Annotated in this window: 14 protein-coding genes; all 14 read left to right on the top strand. The window is 42.5% G+C overall.

Features of this window, described 5'->3' with window-relative positions; all coding sequences use genetic code 11:
* Positions 1-117 precede the first annotated feature (117 nt).
* Positions 118-642 (top strand): ArsR family transcriptional regulator, encoded by a 525-nt coding sequence (locus tag MR764_RS13765; RefSeq protein ID WP_247980010.1) that lies wholly within the window; start codon positions 118-120, stop codon positions 640-642.
* An 87-nt stretch (positions 643-729) separates the two neighbouring features.
* Positions 730-3051 carry an SLBB domain-containing protein gene (locus MR764_RS13760; protein WP_247980009.1) on the top strand — a complete coding sequence of 774 codons (2322 nt, stop codon included), beginning with the start codon at positions 730-732 and terminating at the stop codon, positions 3049-3051.
* 54 nt (positions 3052-3105) lie between these two features.
* On the top strand, positions 3106-4221 hold the full coding sequence (locus MR764_RS13755; protein WP_247980008.1) for a Wzz/FepE/Etk N-terminal domain-containing protein: 1116 nt from the start codon (positions 3106-3108) through the stop codon (positions 4219-4221).
* Positions 4222-4334: 113 nt separating this feature from the next.
* Positions 4335-5753 carry a nucleotide sugar dehydrogenase gene (locus MR764_RS13750; protein WP_247980007.1) on the top strand — a complete coding sequence of 473 codons (1419 nt, stop codon included), beginning with the start codon at positions 4335-4337 and terminating at the stop codon, positions 5751-5753.
* Positions 5754-6566: 813 nt separating this feature from the next.
* Entirely contained in the window at positions 6567-8372 is a 1806-nt protein-coding gene (locus MR764_RS13745; RefSeq protein WP_247980006.1) for an SLC13 family permease, read from the top strand.
* Positions 8373-8632: 260 nt separating this feature from the next.
* Positions 8633-9835, top strand: a complete 1203-nt coding sequence (gene wecC, locus MR764_RS13740; RefSeq protein WP_247980005.1) for a UDP-N-acetyl-D-mannosamine dehydrogenase — start codon at positions 8633-8635, stop codon at positions 9833-9835.
* Positions 9836-9869: 34 nt separating this feature from the next.
* Positions 9870-10253, top strand: coding sequence for a GxxExxY protein (locus MR764_RS13735; protein ID WP_247980004.1), 384 nt, complete (start codon positions 9870-9872; stop codon positions 10251-10253).
* Between the two features lie 70 nt (positions 10254-10323).
* A complete protein-coding gene (gene wecB / locus MR764_RS13730) occupies positions 10324-11550 on the top strand; it encodes a UDP-N-acetylglucosamine 2-epimerase (non-hydrolyzing) (protein WP_247980003.1) in 1227 nt (408 codons plus the stop codon).
* Between the two features lie 119 nt (positions 11551-11669).
* The gene (gene rfbB / locus MR764_RS13725; RefSeq protein WP_247980002.1) at positions 11670-12722 is read left to right on the top strand and encodes a dTDP-glucose 4,6-dehydratase; all 1053 of its coding nucleotides are present in this window, start codon (positions 11670-11672) and stop codon (positions 12720-12722) included.
* A 207-nt stretch (positions 12723-12929) separates the two neighbouring features.
* Positions 12930-13802: a glucose-1-phosphate thymidylyltransferase RfbA gene (gene rfbA, locus MR764_RS13720; RefSeq protein WP_247980001.1), complete on the top strand. Its 873-nt coding sequence runs from the start codon at positions 12930-12932 to the stop codon at positions 13800-13802.
* Positions 13803-15254: a lipopolysaccharide biosynthesis protein gene (locus tag MR764_RS13715; protein ID WP_247980000.1), complete on the top strand. Its 1452-nt coding sequence runs from the start codon at positions 13803-13805 to the stop codon at positions 15252-15254.
* Positions 15251-16372, top strand: coding sequence for a DegT/DnrJ/EryC1/StrS family aminotransferase (locus tag MR764_RS13710; RefSeq protein ID WP_247979999.1), 1122 nt, complete (start codon positions 15251-15253; stop codon positions 16370-16372). The genes MR764_RS13715 and MR764_RS13710 overlap by 4 nt, the downstream gene beginning before the upstream one ends.
* Positions 16362-16913, top strand: coding sequence for an acyltransferase (locus MR764_RS13705; RefSeq protein ID WP_247979998.1), 552 nt, complete (start codon positions 16362-16364; stop codon positions 16911-16913). The genes MR764_RS13710 and MR764_RS13705 overlap by 11 nt, the downstream gene beginning before the upstream one ends.
* Positions 16906-17832 (top strand): glycosyltransferase, encoded by a 927-nt coding sequence (locus MR764_RS13700; RefSeq protein WP_247979997.1) that lies wholly within the window; start codon positions 16906-16908, stop codon positions 17830-17832. The genes MR764_RS13705 and MR764_RS13700 overlap by 8 nt, the downstream gene beginning before the upstream one ends.
* Positions 17833-17844 lie beyond the last annotated feature (12 nt).

Here is a 17844-nt window from a genome sequence, read left to right as displayed (position 1 = left end):
ATTTGTTACTCAAAATTACAACCACTCATACATTCCATGTAACTGAGGAGGCGAAGCTGTGAAAATAGCGTCCCTCGCACGATACCTACAACATCGAAATCATCATCCTACCAACTTATGCTTCAAAACATTATCACCAGTAAAACACGCATAAAACTTTTGCTAAAATTCTTCCTGAACAAGAATACCAAAAGTTACCTGCGAAACCTGGAAGCAGAGTTTGGTGAATCGACCAATGCCATACGGATTGAATTAAACAGGCTGGAGTCAGCGGGCTTGCTGACATCAGAGCTATTGGGAAACAAAAAATATTTCCGAGCCAATACGCATCATCCGCTGTTTTCAGATATCCACAATATACTGATTAAAACCATAGGCATTGATCAGATATTGGAACATGTCACCTCCAAAATCGGAGATCTGAAAGAAGCATACCTGGTGGGTGATTTAGCGCTTGGCAGGGATTCAAAAATTATCGACATCCTGCTTTATGGGAACGAGATTAACGGAAGTTATGTATCGCAATTGGTTGAAAAAGTAGAAAAACACATGGAACGCAAGATTCGGTATCTGATCTTAAACGAAGACGAAAAAAACAATTATCTCCAAAGGCACGACCATCTGTTAATTTGGAGGATTTGAACCAAGCGAATTTGCCCGACTGAAAATTCCAGTTGACTTTGATTTCTTAAAAAATAAGCTAATATTCGTAAAAAAAAACCACCTTATATGGAAAGATTAACCATCAAAACATTTCTGTTTTTGACCGGCTCATTTTTACTCTTTACAGCCGCTGCGCAGGATGTTAAAAATGTGGACGTCAAATCCTTGTCAAACCAGGACATTAAAAAAGCCCAAAATGCCATTCAAAATACCGGGCTCACACCCGAGCAGGCAGCTGAAATTGCCAGACAACGGGGGGCAAGCGAAGAACAGATCAGAGAAATGCAACAACGTATGCTGGAGCAGCAATCGGCTAACCAAAACTATGTAGACACCATTACCGATATTCAACAAATAAAGATTAAAGATGCTGTTTCTGATGTGTCGACCCGAACCGCAAAGCTCAATACTAAAAGCGAAATATTTGGATCCTATCTTTTTAACAGTAAAGATTTAACTTTCGAACCCAACCTAAACATTCAGACACCTAAAAATTACGAAATCGGTATCGGCGATCAGATTCTGATCCAGATATGGGGAAATTCGCAAAACAATTACCAGTTAAATGTTAACCGGAATGGCCAGATTGTTATTCCGGATGTTGGACCGATATTTATTGCAGGATTGACTTTCGACTCAGCAGAGGAAAGAATCAAACAACGCCTGACCGAAATCTATGCAGACATGGGCGGCGACAATCCGGGAACCTTTGCACAGGTAAACATGGGACAACTAAGATCGATTCAGGTGAACCTTTTGGGCGAAATAACCACACCGGGCACCTATACCCTGCCTGTAACTGCCACCCTTTTCAACGCGCTTTACCTGTCGGGAGGTCCTGACAGCATTGGATCTTTCCGTAACATTAAGGTAATCAGAGACAATAAGATACTGCAAAACGTTGATATTTATAAATTTCTGGTGGATGCAGATCCTTCCGGTAATTTCATGCTGAAAGACAACGACATTATCTTTGTGCCTGCTGCAGAAACACGCGTTGAAGTGAAGGGGCCGTTTAAACGAAACGGCATTTTTGAAATGAAACAAGAGGAAAACCTGAGCGACCTGATCCGGTTTGCCGGAGGCTTTACTCAAAATGCTTTTCTTTCAAGAATTCAACTGCAAAGGCTAACCCAAAGGGGGAAACAGATTCTCGACATTCCTTACGAACAGCTTTCTTCGTTTCAACTCATGAACGGCGACCTGCTGTCGATTGGGAAAATTGCAGAAGAATTCAAAAACCGGGTAACCATCACCGGCGCCGTTTATCAGCCGGGAGAATACGAATGGACAGATGGCTTAACACTCTTCGATCTGATCGCAAAAGCAGACAGTCTGACTCCGGATGCGTTCAATAACCGAGGCCTCATTACCCGCTTTAATCCTGACCTTACCACGACCACCATCCCCTTCGATGTGGAAAAAGTAGCATCGGGAAAAGTGAACATTGTGTTACAGGAAAAAGATATCGTTACCATCAAGTCTCATTTTGCCATGGGCGAGCAACCCTATGTTACCATTAACGGAGAAGTGATGAAACCCGGACAAATGCCCTGGTCGGAAAAGATTACCATTTCTGATCTGGTGTTTATGGCAGGAGGTTTTACTGAAGCAGCCGACAGCAGCTACATCGAAGTTTCCAGAAGACTATCCTACGATGAAGCCTCGAAATCGACCGATACACTTGTTCACATTTTTAACCTGAAACACTCCCGCGGCTTAAAAACCGACACGGATGTTCCATTTTATCTTGAGCCCTTTGACCGCGTTTCCATAAAAAGAGCTCCCGGATACCGCGAACAAGGTTCGGTTACCATTACCGGCGAAGTGGTTTATGCGGGTGTGTATGCTTTGCAAAACAAAAATCAGCGGATTTCCGACCTGGTTAAAAACGCCAAAGGAATTACTCCACAGGCATTTGTCGCTGGAGCCTCATTAAAAAGAAAAACAGATGAATTAGGATCGGAAACCATCGCGATTGACCTGAAAACGATTTTAGACAATCCAAACGGACCAGCCGATCTCTACCTCAGAAACGGAGACATCCTGTTTGTTCCGGAATATACCCAGACTGTAAAAGTAACGGGCGCTGTTCAGAATCCGTTCTCCATTACCTACGAGGAAGGCAAAACACTGAAATATTACATTGATAAAACCGGAGGCTTTGGAACGGAGGCCGCCAAAAAAAAGGTATATGTAAAATATCCGAACGGCTACACGGCATCCACCAAAACCTTTATCGTAAAGAACTATCCTGAAGTAGGCCCTGGAAGTGAAATTGTGGTTCCCCAAAAAGAAAAGCGTGAAGGGATGGGTCTTCAGGGATGGCTGGCAGTCAGCAGCGCCTTTTCATCGCTTGCCATTGCCATCGCAGCAGTCTTGAGATAGGTTATGATGATTCGGAAAACTGAATCCGTTTTTCAAACTCCTTACTAAAACGTAATGACAGAAGAAATAAAAAATTCAAAATCGACAGAAGCCGACGAAATTGATCTTATCGCGTTGGCAAAAACCCTGTGGGATGGGAGAAAATTTATCCTTAAAACCGTAATCCTGTTTGCAGTGTTGGGAGTAATCGTTGCCCTTGTATCACCCAAAGATTATACGGCATCAAGCACCATGGTTCCTCAACTGTCACAGAGTTCTTCCAAGTTAGGAGGTTTATCTTCGCTTGCGGCCATGGCGGGTTTTAACATGAACCTGGACAACGGCGGTGCGGACCTTTCTCCCTTTATTTATCCGCAAATCGTGCAAAGTGTACCGTTTCAACTGGAACTGATGAATACAAAATTCACCTTTACCGGCATCGACCAACCGCTTACGCTTTATGATTATTATACCGAGTATTATTCACCCGGCATACTGGGGCAAGTCAAAAAATATACCATAGGATTGCCCTTTGTTATTCTAAAAGCCATCAAAGGAGAAAAAGCGGAAGAGCCATCTGTAAATGAGGACAAAACCGGAACCATTCAGCTAACAAACGACCAGGAAGAAATTAGAAAGATACTTGGAAACGCTGTTTCGCTGGAGTCAAACGATAAGGATGGATATATTATTTTGAATGCTGTTTTTGGCGAACCACAACTGGCTGCCCAGGTGGCACAAAAAGCACAGCACTTACTCCAGCAGTCCATCACTGAATTCAAAATCGAAAAGGCAAAAGCTCAATTGGCTTTTATCGAAGAACGCTATACCGATAAAAAGAAAGAATTTGAAGCCGCACAGGCTGAACTGGCCGCTTTCCGCGACCGGAATAAAAATGTAACCTCTGCCCTTGCACGTACCCAGGAAGAAAGACTGCAAAGCGATTACCAACTGGCATTTAGTGTTTATTCGGAACTTGCCAAACAATTGGAACAAGCCAAAATTAAAGTAAAAGAAGACACGCCTATTTTTGCGATTATAAAACCCGTTACCGTTCCCCTTGAAGACAACAACAGTGGTCTGAAAACACTCATCATCTGGATCTTTTTAGGTGGAGTTTGTTCCATTGGCTGGATCTTTGGCAAACAGTTTTTGGGCTCGGTGAAAGAGAAATGGAACGAGATCGATTGAAATTAACCCCGAATAAGAGGGTCATAGCGGATCATTGTTACAGATATAAAATCCCTTAGTTGGCAATTCCGTTAAGTCTCAAACAAAATTGATAAAAACGACAGCTAATTGAAATGAAACATACCATAAAAACCATTACCTGTATCGGCGCAGGATATGTAGGCGGCCCGACCATGGCCGTGATTGCACAAAAATGTCCGGGGATTAAAGTCAATGTGGTGGATATCAATCCGCAACGCATTGCCGAATGGAACGATACTGACCTGGATCAACTTCCGATTTACGAACCCGGACTAAAAGAAGTGGTGCAGGAAGCCCGCGGACGCAACCTGTTTTTCTCCACCGATGTGGAAGCAGGTATCCGCGAAGCCGAAATGATATTTATTTCGGTAAACACACCCACCAAAACCTATGGAGTGGGGAAAGGCATGGCAGCCGATCTGAAATACGTTGAACTGTCGGCCCGTCAGATTGCAAGGATTGCACCCGAAGGGAAAATCGTGGTAGAGAAGTCTACCCTACCCGTTCGCACGGCACAGTCGATTAAAACCATTTTGGAAGCCGAGGGTAACGGCAAAAAATTCCAGGTCCTTTCAAACCCTGAATTTCTGGCCGAAGGGACCGCCATCTCCGACCTTCACCACCCCGATCGCATTCTGATTGGCGGAGGACAGGACGAAGACGGACTGGCCGCCATTGAAGCGCTGGCTGCCATTTATGCGCACTGGGTGCCACGCGAAAACATCATCACCACCCGCCTCTGGTCATCAGAATTGTCGAAACTGACTGCCAATGCTTTTTTGGCGCAACGGATTTCATCCATCAACGCCATTTCTGCTCTTTGCGAAAGAACCGGCGCCGACGTCGATGAGATCGCCCATGCCATTGGCGCCGATACCCGCATTGGCCCCAAATTCCTGCGCTCTTCCGTTGGTTTTGGCGGAAGTTGTTTCCAGAAAGATATACTCAACCTGGTATACCTGTGCCGGCATTTTAATTTGCCTGAAGTCGCCGATTACTGGGAAGGAGTGGTCAAAATGAACGATTACCAGAAACACCGCTTTGCCAAACAAATTATCGATAGCCTGTTTAACACCGTTTCGGGGAAAAAAATTGCTTTCCTGGGCTGGGCCTTTAAAAAAGATACCAACGATACGCGTGAATCAGCAGCGATCTATGTAGCCAAAGAGTTACTCGACGATTTGGCCGAGATTCATATCTACGACCCAAAAGTAAAAAAGGAACAGATTTTCAAGGATTTGGAATACGTTTACAAACAGGATCCGACTCAATCCTTCGATCCTTCCGTCCTTCAGTCCCTGATCACGGTTCACGACGAGCCCTACACGGCACTCGAAAATGCACATGCCATTGCGATCCTCACCGAATGGGACGAGTTCCTTACCTACAATTGGCAGCAGATCTACGAAACCATGCTCAAGCCTGCCTTTGTTTTCGACGGCCGCAACATTCTGAATGCCGCCGAAATGAACCAGATCGGATTCGAATACAAAGGAATCGGGAAAGGATAAAAAAAGCGGCAAGCTGTAAGCTACGAGCTTCAAGCTACCAAGAATAGTAAACGAATAAACATCTACGATCGGGTATCAAGTATAGAGCAAAAGCACCCCCTCCGTCATTCCGGATGTAAAAACACCGGAATTCCTCGTCCCCCTCAAAAAGGTGGACAAACAGAAGAAAATAAATATCGAATAATGATTAACGATTGAAGATTTACAAAGGATAAAAACCAGTCAACGATTTTTGAATCACAAAATGAAACACTTCTGCGTGCCCGACAAAAATCCGTCAGGCGGGCTAAGCCGCAACATTGAAATAATACAAAGGTAAAACGCAGCCGGAGGCAAGTTACACGGGCCAGAATAAAGACTAATTGACTATTGTTGTGTACTTCGTTGAAGCACAGACCTTATTCAAAATAAACACCTAGTGAATTTTGTCTTGATGCTCGAAAATGCCTTCCTCGTGTTTCGTTTTTCTCATCAAGGAGAAAAATGAAAGCTCGTCCGGCAGGACAAAAACAACAAGAATCAGATTGCTTCTCCTTCCGTCAGCTGACGGACCGGGATCGCAATGACTGTCTAACCGATAAAATACTGCGGCGCTTGAAAGATATATTACAACAGATAAAACGCATTGCGCCGCCAGACACGTTACAATACCTGTCATCCCGAGCGAAGTCGAGGGATCTGTTGGAAACGTGTCGCAGATGATAAAACTTAGTATCGAGAGCTTAGAAGTTATAAAATAGAAAATATTCAAGCATTTATGCCTTATAACTCAGTCCTTCAATACATCAATCCTTCAGTTACAAGCATCAAGCAATGAACATCGACATCATCATAGCCATCATCGTAATCATTTACATCCTGGCGGCTTTTCTGTTTCAGTGGCTGCGCCCGGGATTGATACTCTTTAGCGCTGCGGTTATATTTCTGGCTACCGGAATTATCTCAGCCAAAGAGATGATTCGTGGTTTCTCCAATACGGGAGTCATCACCATCGGGGTATTGTTTTTGGTGAACGAAGGCATCAAACAATCGGGACTGATTACCCGCCTGGCCCAGGCCTATCTTCCCCGGAAGAAAAGCCCCATGCCCTTTTTGCTGCCCCGGATCATGATCCCCGTCTCCTTTTTGTCGGCTTTTCTAAACAACCTGCCCATTGTGGTCAACACCACTCCTATTCTGTTGAAATGGGCACAAATGATGAATCTGCCCAATAAAAAACTACTGATTCCGCTCGGCTACGCGGCTATTTTTGGAGGGATGTGTACACTCATCGGTACTTCCTCGAACCTGGTGGTTCACGGGCTAATGATTGAAAACGGCTACCGCGGATTTCACCTCTTCGAACTGGCCAAACTGGGACTGATCGTTGCTGCCTTTGGATTTTTATACATGGCCCTGCTCGGCAACCGGATATTGCCCGGAGAACGGGTGCAGCGGCATAGCAAAAAGAAATCGGGCATTAAAGATTACTATTACAACGTCCTGCTTCCCGACAACAGTCGTTACATCGGCGAAACCGTTACCAACGGCGCACTCAACGGCTTAAACGGACTCGAAGTACATGCGGTGGAACGCAACGGGAAGATTATTCGTCCCGGACACGGACAGCTCACCCTGCAAGCGGGCGATGAGCTCCTGCTCACCGGAAATTCCGACCGGCTGAACTACATCCTGCTGCACAGCGAAATCAAGCTCAAAGGTGTTGACTTTTTAAAAGATACGGATCCCAACGAACTAAAAAATTACGAGGTCGTTCTGGCGCCCCGCTTCCCCGGCCTGGGCATGACACTGGCCGAATTCAATTTCTTTGAGCACTTCAATGCCGTGGTACTGGCCGTTCACCGAAACGGAGAACGCATTACGGCGAACCTGAATAAGCTCGAATTAAAAGTAGGTGATAACCTGGTGTTGCTCGCTACCGATCATTTTGAGAAAAACTGGGGCACGCGTTCCATGTTTTACCTGGTCAACTATATGCAGGATATGCCCGTTGAAAAAACCCGGAGAAAAAGGTGGATCGCGCTCTTCATCCTCCTGGCGATGGTGGCCGGCATCCTGATCAACGAAATGGTAAGCTGGGGCTTTGGAGTGCGGCTCGATATTTTTGTGATGGTGGCTTTAGCCGCTTTGCTGCTCGTATGGTTTAAGATATTGCCCGCGCAAAACTATACCAAAAACATCACCTGGGACCTGCTGATTGCCATTGCCTCCGCCTTTGCGGTAAGTGCGGCCATACAAAACACCGGTATTGCCGAAGCGCTGGCACGCGAGTTTATCGAAACCGTGCGTTCGCTGGGGCCCTGGGGAGTGCTTGCCCTGCTCTACCTGTTTACAACTATTTTTACCGAGATTATATCCAACAATGCTGCGGTGGCCCTGGTGTTTCCGGTTGCCATTGTGGCAGCACAGATGCTAAACGTCGATCCCAAACCCTTTTTTGTGGCCATTGCCATTGCCGGAGCTTCCAGCTTTATGACCGCCCGCGGATACCGTGCCAACCTGATCATCAAATCCATCGGGCACTATTCCGCCAACGACTTTGTCCGTATCGGGCTACCGCTCCAGCTGATGGTTTTTATCCTCAGCGTACTGCTGATACCACGAATATGGAGTTTTTAGAAGAAAGCGGCGAGTTTCGAGCCTCAAGCTGCAAGCTACTAGCATCAAGTATCGAGCATCTAACATCTAGTATCAGAATAACGAATGATGACTAACGATTAGAGATTGCAGATGTATTCTCTGAACTCTAAACTTTAAACTCTGAACTATCTCTAAAAGCCGCAAACTACAAGCTTCTAGGATCGGGGATCTAGGATCGAGTACGAATAACACCAACCAAGGAATTCATATAAAAACAAAAAAATCAATCTATATCAATCATGCAAGCACAGTTTATAGGCTTAGGCTACATCGGCCTTCCAACAGCAGCCGTAGTGGCTCAAAAAGGAATAAATGTTCACGGAGTGGATGTGAATCCCAAAGTAGTTGACATCATTAATCGTGGAGAAATCCATATTATTGAACCTGGATTGGGAGAAGTAGTGAAGGAAAGTGTTCAAAAAGGTTTTTTTAAAGCATCTCTCGCACCTATTGACGCCGATGTACATTTGATAGTGGTCCCAACCCCTTTCAAAGGCAACCATGAGCCCGATATTTCTTTTGTAGAAGCAGCAACCAAAGCTGTTTTGCCTCACCTTAAAGCGGGTGATACCTATATTATTGAATCCACATCGCCCGTAGGCACTACTGAAAAGATGGCAAAACTTATTTTCAGCGAACGCCCCGAATTACAGGATAAAATTTTTATCGCCTATTGCCCGGAAAGGGTTCTGCCGGGAAATGTGCTGCACGAACTCATCCATAACGACAGGGTCATTGGGGGGATTGACGAAGCTTCAACCGAGAAGGCGAAAGAATTCTACAGAACCTTTGTTCAAGGCGAACTTCACAGTACAAACGCCCGTACAGCCGAAATGTGTAAGCTGACAGAGAATTCATCACGCGACGTGCAAATTGCTTTTGCCAATGAGCTGTCGCTGATCTGCGACAAAGCCGGAATCAACGTATGGGAGCTGATCAACCTGGCCAACAAACACCCCCGGGTTAATATCCTTCAGCCGGGAGCCGGTGTTGGCGGCCACTGTATTGCAGTTGATCCTTATTTCATTGTTTCTGACTATCCAATGGAATCTCAAATCATCGGTAAAGCCCGCGAAATCAATAATTACAAAGCATTCTGGTGTGCCGAAAAAACAAAAACCGCCATGCTCGAATTTCAACTGAAACACGGACGTAAACCAAAGACGGCGATTATGGGACTTGCATTTAAGCCCAATATCGATGATCTGCGCGAAAGTCCCGCCAAGTATATCGCCCAAAAGGTAATGCAAAGCGAACAAAACAATTTCCTGGTGGTGGAACCCAACATCAAAGAACATTCGGTCTTTAAACTCACCAATTATGAAGAAGCCTACGAACAGGCCGATATCATTGCCTTCCTCGTAGCTCATGATGAATTTAAAACACTGGAATACAACAACGACAAGGTAATCCTCGACTTCGCCGGAGTCTTCAAGAGATAGACACGAATCTCACAGATTAACACGGATTTCGCTGATGGTCTTACTTCACGAAGAACGTACCTATAAAATAATTGGAGCCTGCATCAATGTGCATAAGTCCTTAGGGAATGGTTTTCTTGAATCGGTTTATCAGGAAGCATTGGAAAAAGAGTTTGTCAAGCAAAACATACCTCTTTTAAAACAGCATAAACTGCTGGTCATGTTCAATGGTAAACCTCTGGATAAATACTTCAAGGTTGACTTTCTCTGCTTTGAATCAATCATCCTGGAAATTAAGGCAACTAGCTTTTTGCATAACGATTTCAAAAAACAAACCATTAACTATTTAAATGCATCAGGCCTGGAGGTAGGGCTACTTATAAACTTTGGTGAATCCAGCCTTAAATGGAAAAGATTCATTAATACAAAAGCCCGCTAGAACCACCATCCGCGTAATCCGTGTAAAAATCCGTGTAATCCAACAATAACAAAAAAGAACAAAAACAACCATGACAAATAAAACAAAAAAAAAACGTATCCTATTAGTCTTCGGCACCCGCCCCGAAGCCATAAAAATGGCGCCACTGGTAAAAGAGTTTGAAAAGCATCCCGAACAATTTGAAACCTTGGTATGTGTTACCGGGCAGCACCGCGAAATGCTTGACCAGGTATTGCAGCTATTCGAGATCAAGCCGCACTACGACCTCAACATAATGAAGCAGGGACAGGACCTTTACGATGTTACCGCCCGTGTGTTGCTTGGAATGCGCGACGTTCTCAAAGAAGCCCAACCCGACCTGGTTCTGGTACATGGCGATACTTCTACCTCCACAACGGCGGCGTTAGCTGCCTTCTATCAGCAAATACCGGTAGGACATATAGAAGCCGGACTGCGTACGCACAACATCTACAGCCCCTGGCCCGAAGAAATGAACCGCCAGCTCACCGGACGCTTGGCTACCTACCATTTCTCTCCAACTCCGCTCAGCAAACAAAACCTGCTGAATGAAGGGGTAAAAGAAGAAAACGTCCAAGTAACAGGCAATACCGTTATCGATGCACTGTTTTGGGTGATCAACAAAATGAAAAACGACGGTACCCTCGAACAAGCCATCACCAACACACTCATCGACTTCGGCCTCCCGTCTGACAAATTAATTTCGTGGAAAAATTCGTGTAATTCGTTAGAAAATTCGCGAAAATTAGTGTTGATTACCGGCCACCGACGCGAAAACTTTGGACAAGGCTTTCTCAACATCTGCGAAGCAATTAAACACCTCGCCGAACAACATCCCGATGTCGACTTTGTGTACCCCATGCACCTCAACCCCAATGTGAGGAAAGCAATCACAGACGTATTTGGTAGTCTTAGTGAAATTCGTGCTAATTCGTGTGATTCGTGCGCACAGAATGTGCATTTCATAGAGCCCCTCGACTACCTCCCCTTCGTTCACCTCATGTCCTCCGCCTACCTGGTCCTTACCGACTCCGGCGGAATCCAGGAAGAAGCGCCGGGCTTAGGAAAACCCGTTCTGGTGATGCGCGACACCACCGAACGCCCCGAGGCACTGGAAGCCGGAACCGTAAAACTGGTGGGAACCGATAAAGAAGTTATAATCCGTGAAGTATCGGAGTTAATCAGTGAACCAAAGACGTATGAAGCGATGTCTAAGGCTAACAATCCGTATGGGGATGGGGTAGCATGTTCCAGAATTATTGAAGCTCTAAAAAACTAACATAATCGCCAAATATTGACGTTTTTGGATCGATGCTTCGAGGAAAAGTTGATTTGTAACAAAATCGGCAAGCAATAATCATTTTTTTTTCAATTATTACCGCATTCAATAGCACTTTTATGAAAACAATTCTAATTACCGGAGGAGCCGGATTTATCGGTTCTCATGTTGTCCGGCTTTTTGTAAATAAATACCCGGACTACCACATTGTTAACCTCGATAAGCTGACTTATGCCGGAAATTTAGCTAATCTAAAAGATGTGGAAGGAAAACCCAATTACGAATTTGTCAAATTCGATATTGTGGACGCAGCAGCCATTCAAAAACTGTTTCTGGAAAAACAATTTGACGGAGTCATTCACCTGGCTGCCGAATCGCATGTCGACCGATCCATTTCAAACCCCAGCGAATTTGTTTTCACTAACGTAATTGGTACTGTTAACTTGCTGAATGCTACGCGAACCCAATGGAAAGATCAGACTGACAACAAACTGTTTTACCACATTTCTACCGATGAAGTTTATGGCTCGCTAAGCAACGAAGGCATGTTCACCGAAGATACTGCTTACGATCCGCACAGTCCTTATTCGGCATCAAAAGCCAGTTCCGATCATTTTGTCAGGGCCTATCATGATACTTTTGGTTTGCCAACGCTGGTTTCCAATTGCTCCAATAATTATGGCTCTTTCCAGTTTCCGGAGAAGCTAATTCCCTTATTCATTAATAACATCCGAAACAAACGACCGCTTCCGGTTTACGGTAAGGGCGAAAACATCCGGGATTGGTTATGGGTAGAAGATCACGCCCGTGCCATTGATGTAATTTTCCATCAGGGCAAACCTGGTGAAACGTATAATATCGGAGGACACAATGAGTGGAAAAACATCGATTTAATTCGCCTCATGTGCGAAATTATGGATCGAAAACTGGGTCACTCCTCCGGAACTTCGGCACAGCTAATTACCTATGTAAAAGACCGTGCAGGGCATGACTTACGTTACGCAATCGACTCAACAAAACTGCAAAAAGATCTGGGATGGATTCCCAGTTTGCAATTTGAAGAAGGACTGGAAAAAACCATCGATTGGTACCTGCATAATGAAGAATGGATGAATAATGTTACCTCTGGCGACTACCAGAAATATTACGAAAAACAGTATCAAAAGAGGTAAAAAGATTGCGTCGCCTCCGTCAATTGACAGAGCCTCGCAAAGACATTGGTTTATTACTATTCGGCGGCGCATGAGTGATACACTAAAAAGAAAACACATGATACGCCGCCCAATCATATACTAATGATCGTTATTGCGAGGGAGGAGCCACGACGACCGAAGCAATCTAATTAAGTCTATAATCCAAACATCAATAAATAGAAATAAATGAAAGGAATAATTCTGGCCGGAGGTTCCGGCACACGTCTGCACCCCATAACCCAGGTGGTATCGAAACAACTGCTCCCGGTTTACGATAAACCAATGATTTATTACCCCCTATCAGTATTAATGCTGGCAGGAATAAAGGAGATTTTAATTATATCAACACCACACGATCTTCCAAATTTTAAACAACTCTTCGGAGATGGAAATCAACTTGGCCTGCAATTAAGTTATGCCGAACAACCCTCACCCGACGGTTTAGCGCAAGCCTTTATCATTGGTGAAGAATTTATTGGAGACGACGATGTTTGCCTCATATTAGGAGACAATATTTTCTACGGAGCCGGACTCCAGAACTTATTAGCCAAGTCCGTAAAGCTGGCAACCGAAGAACAAAAAGCCGTGATTTTTGGCTATTACGTCGAAGATCCGGAAAGGTATGGAGTTGCCGAATTCGATCAGCAAAATAACGTGTTGAGTATCGAGGAAAAGCCGGCAAGTCCCAAATCAAATTATGCCGTTGTGGGCCTGTATTTCTACCCCAACAGCGTGGTCGAGGTCGCAAAAAATGTAAAACCTTCGGCACGTGGAGAACTAGAGATTACCTCCGTAAACCAGCACTATTTACAACAACAGGAACTAAAACTGCAGATTTTAAGCAGAGGTTTTGCCTGGCTCGACACCGGCACCCATGAGGCCTTAACCGAAGCCACCGAATTTGTGAAAGCCGTAGAAAAAAGAACAAGCCTAAAAATTGCTTGTTTGGAAGAAATTTCACTAAAAATGAATCTCATTTCAAAGGAAGAATTGCAGGACCGTATTTCAACGATGAAAGGTGATTATTTTGAGTACCTGAAAAGACTAATGAACGTTTAGATGAGCTTGAAACAGAAAACCATAAATGGACTTTTTTGGAGCTTTATCGATAGTTTTGCCAACCAAGGAGTGCAATTCGTTGTAGGAATTATCTTGGCACGTATTCTTTCGCCAATAGAATTCGGGTTAATTGGCATGTTAACCATTTTTATTGCCATTTCTCAATCATTTGTCGATAGCGGTTTTAGTAATGCTCTTATTCGAAAAAAAAATTGCACACAGGAGGATTATTCAACCGTATTTTATTTTAACCTCTTGGTTGGCCTTCTTTTTTATCTCATACTATTCTTTTCGGCAAATAGCATCAGTAACTTTTTTAACGAACCGCAATTAAGCCTGCTGCTAAAGGTGCTCGGAATAGGCGTGGTATTAAATGCCATCGGTATTATTCAACGCACCATTCTTACCAAAGAAATAAACTTTAAACTGCAAACTCGCGTATCTGTTGTTGCATCAGTTGGCTCGGGTACCATCGCAATAACAATGGCTATGTTGGACTATGGCGTGTGGAGCCTTGTTGCATTAACGCTTGCCCGTTTTGGACTGAATTCATTCTTTTTATGGATATGGGCAAAATGGAAACCATTGCGAATTTTTAGTAAAAAATCGTTTAACGATCTGTTTACTTTTGGGAGCAAACTCTTAATTAGCGGATTAATTGATACCATTTACCGGAATGTTTACTATCTGATTATAGGTAAGTATTTTTCTGCTAAAGAACTCGGATTTTATACCCGAGCCGATCAATTTAAAGCGTTCCCTTCTCAAAACCTGAATAGCATTATTAGTAGAGTTAGTTATCCCGTTTTGGCAAGTATTCAAGACGATAAAGAAAAACTCAAACATGCCTATCGAAAAATCATCCGTACAACCATGTTTGCTACATTTAGTCTGATGTTAGGAATGGTAGCCGTGGCTAAGCCAATAATTATTACCCTAATTGGTGAAAAGTGGCTCCCAGCAGTCATATATTTGCAAATGCTTTGTTTTGAGGGGATGTTTTATCCTTTACATGCATTAAACCTAAATATGTTGCAAGTACAAGGAAGAAGTGATCTTTTTTTACGCCTAGAGATTATCAAGAAAATACTCGCCATACCTACAATTGTAATCGGTATTTTTTGGGGAATAAAAATGATGATTGGCGGGATGATTGTTAACTCTTTTATTGCCTATTATTTAAACAGCTATTGGTCGGGTAAAATGATAGGCTATTCGTTTAGCCAACAAGTAAAAGATATATTTCCATCTTTATTGCTTGCCTTATTGATGGCTGCCACGTTGTTTATTATTGGAAACTTTCTTGAGCTTTCCCCAATATCGGAATTGATAATTCAGGTTCTTTCCGGAATCGTATTTATTTTTGCTATTGGTGAAATAAGCCGGTTTAAAGACTATATCTATTTAAAATCTTTAATTTTTGAAAAAATATCAACCTTCAGGAAAAAATGAAAAAGTTAAATAACCCAATTTATGTTACCCAACCCTCACTGCCCGAGTTGGAAGAATTTATTCCATATCTGCAACAAATTTGGAACAATAAAATATTGACCAACAACGGACCTTTTCACCAGCAACTGGAAAAAGAGCTGGCCGAATTCCTGGGTGTTCCCTTTATCTCTCTGTTCGCTAACGGAACACTGGCATTGGTTACTGCCTTACAGGCATTACGAATTACTGGAGAGGTAATTACCACCCCCTACAGTTTTGTTGCCACCACCCACAGCTTGTGGTGGAATAACATTAAACCGCTTTTTGTTGACATTGAACCGGAATTCGGAAATATCGACCCCGAAAAAATAGAAGCAGCCATAACGCCAAAAACAACAGCAATTCTTCCGGTACATGTCTATGGGAATCCCTGCAAAATTGAGCGAATTCAGGAAATCGCCGATATTTACGGATTGAAAGTGATTTACGATGCCGCACATTGTTTTGGTGTCAACTATAAGAATCAAGGTATATGTAACTTTGGCGATCTTTCTATTCTGAGTTTCCACGCCACCAAAGTATTTAATACCATGGAAGGAGGGGCGATAGTATGCCACGACGAAGCCACAAAAAAACGTATCGATTACTTGAAAAATTTTGGATTTGCGGGAGAAACGTCGGTTATGGCCCCCGGTATTAACTCAAAAATGAATGAAATGCAGGCAGCCCTTGGCCTGGTACAATTAAAACACTACCAGGAAAATATTACGAAACGAAAAGCTATTGTTGACAGCTACAGAGAAAAGCTTGCCAATATACAAGGTATCACCATGCTGCCTCTTCCTGAAAGTACAGACTCAAACCATTCATATTTTCCAATTTTTGTAGATGAAATTGCTTATGGAATGGGCCGTGATCAACTTTACGAAAAGCTGAAACAAAACAATATTTTTGCTCGACGTTACTTTTACCCGCTTATCAGCGAATTTCCTATGTATAAGGGATTAGATTCAGCCAATACTGCAAATCTACCCGTCGCTGAGAAATTAGCCAATCAGGTTATATGCCTTCCCTTATATCCTCAATTATCAATCGGCCATATTGCAAATATTTCTGACATAATTAACAATGCAAAATAATTCATTTTACGCCTCCGAAGAATTAGAGAGCCTAGGGCTAAAGAGTTTTGGCGATAATGTTTTGATAAGTCGGTTTGCAAGATTCTATTCTACCGAAAATATCACTATTGGTAGCAATGTTCGAATTGATGATTTTTGCATTTTATCTGGAAAAATAGAAATAGGCAGCAATATTCATATTTCAGCGTACAACGCATTATATGGTAGCTCAGGTATAATAATTGATGATTATTCAGGCATTTCACCACGTTGTACTCTCTTTAGTGCAACCGATGATTTCTCTGGCGATTTTTTAATTGGCCCAATGGTTGATTCTCAACTTACCAATGTAATTAATGGACAAATTAGAATTGGAAAATTTTGTCAACTAGGAGCAGGCTGTATTGTATTACCCAACGTTACAATAAATGAAGGAGCTGTTGTAGGGGCAATGTCATTAGTAAATAAAGATCTGGAGTCATGGAAGATCTACAAAGGGATACCAGCTAAAGTGTCAAAAAAGAGAAGTAAAAAGCTTTTAGAAATATTGAAAAATGGATAAACCATTAGTAAGTGTATGCATGATAACATACAACCATGAACCCTATATCAGGGAAGCTATTGAAGGCGTTTTAAAACAAAAATGCAATTTCCCAATAGAATTGGTCATTGGTGAAGATTGTAGTACTGATAACACAAGAATTATATGTAATGATTATGCAAAAGAACATTCTTTCATAAAACTCTTGCCTTCAGATAAAAATCTTGGTATGCTGCCTAATTTCTTTCGTACAATTAACAATTCTGCAGGTAAATATATAGCAATATGCGAAGGTGATGACTATTGGATAGATCCATATAAATTACAAAAACAAGTCGATTTTTTAGAAACAAATCCTGACTATTCCCTAGTATACACCAAAGCATTAAGTTATAATAATCGAAAAGAGAAATATGAAAGAAACAAATTAGGTAAAAAACTGAAAAACAATGATTTGTTAGTTTATAATCCAATAGCAACTCTCACCACCCTTTTTCGGAAAAAAGCATACGAAAAGTACCTTAAAGATGTATCGCCTATCTCTCAAAATTGGGAAATGGGTGATTACCCAATGTGGCTATGGATGCATTTCAATAGTAAAATCTATTTTTTACCCGAGGTAACAGCGGTCTATAGAGTATTAGAAGGGAGTGCTTCAAGGTCATCGAATAAAGAAAAAAGATACCAGTACAATCTTTCTAAGCTATACATATCAAATGCCTTTGCATCAATATATTGCGACTATAAAGAATATAGCAATTTCCTATCCAACAGGTATTCATTTCTCTATTTATATTGTGTGAAAAACAATATAAATAGAGAAATAGAATATGTAAAAAAAATTAATGAGCTCGAAATAAAAACAATAAAAACCAATTTAATTATTTTACTTTTTCATCATTTAGGAATTTCAAAATTGTACCATCTTATATTCAAGTAATGAAATCAACCA

It is taken from the genome of Maribellus sp. YY47 (genome assembly GCF_023111095.1).
Classification (GTDB): Bacteria; Bacteroidota; Bacteroidia; order Bacteroidales; family Prolixibacteraceae; genus Draconibacterium.
This window is presented reverse-complemented; position numbering and strand designations above follow the sequence as displayed.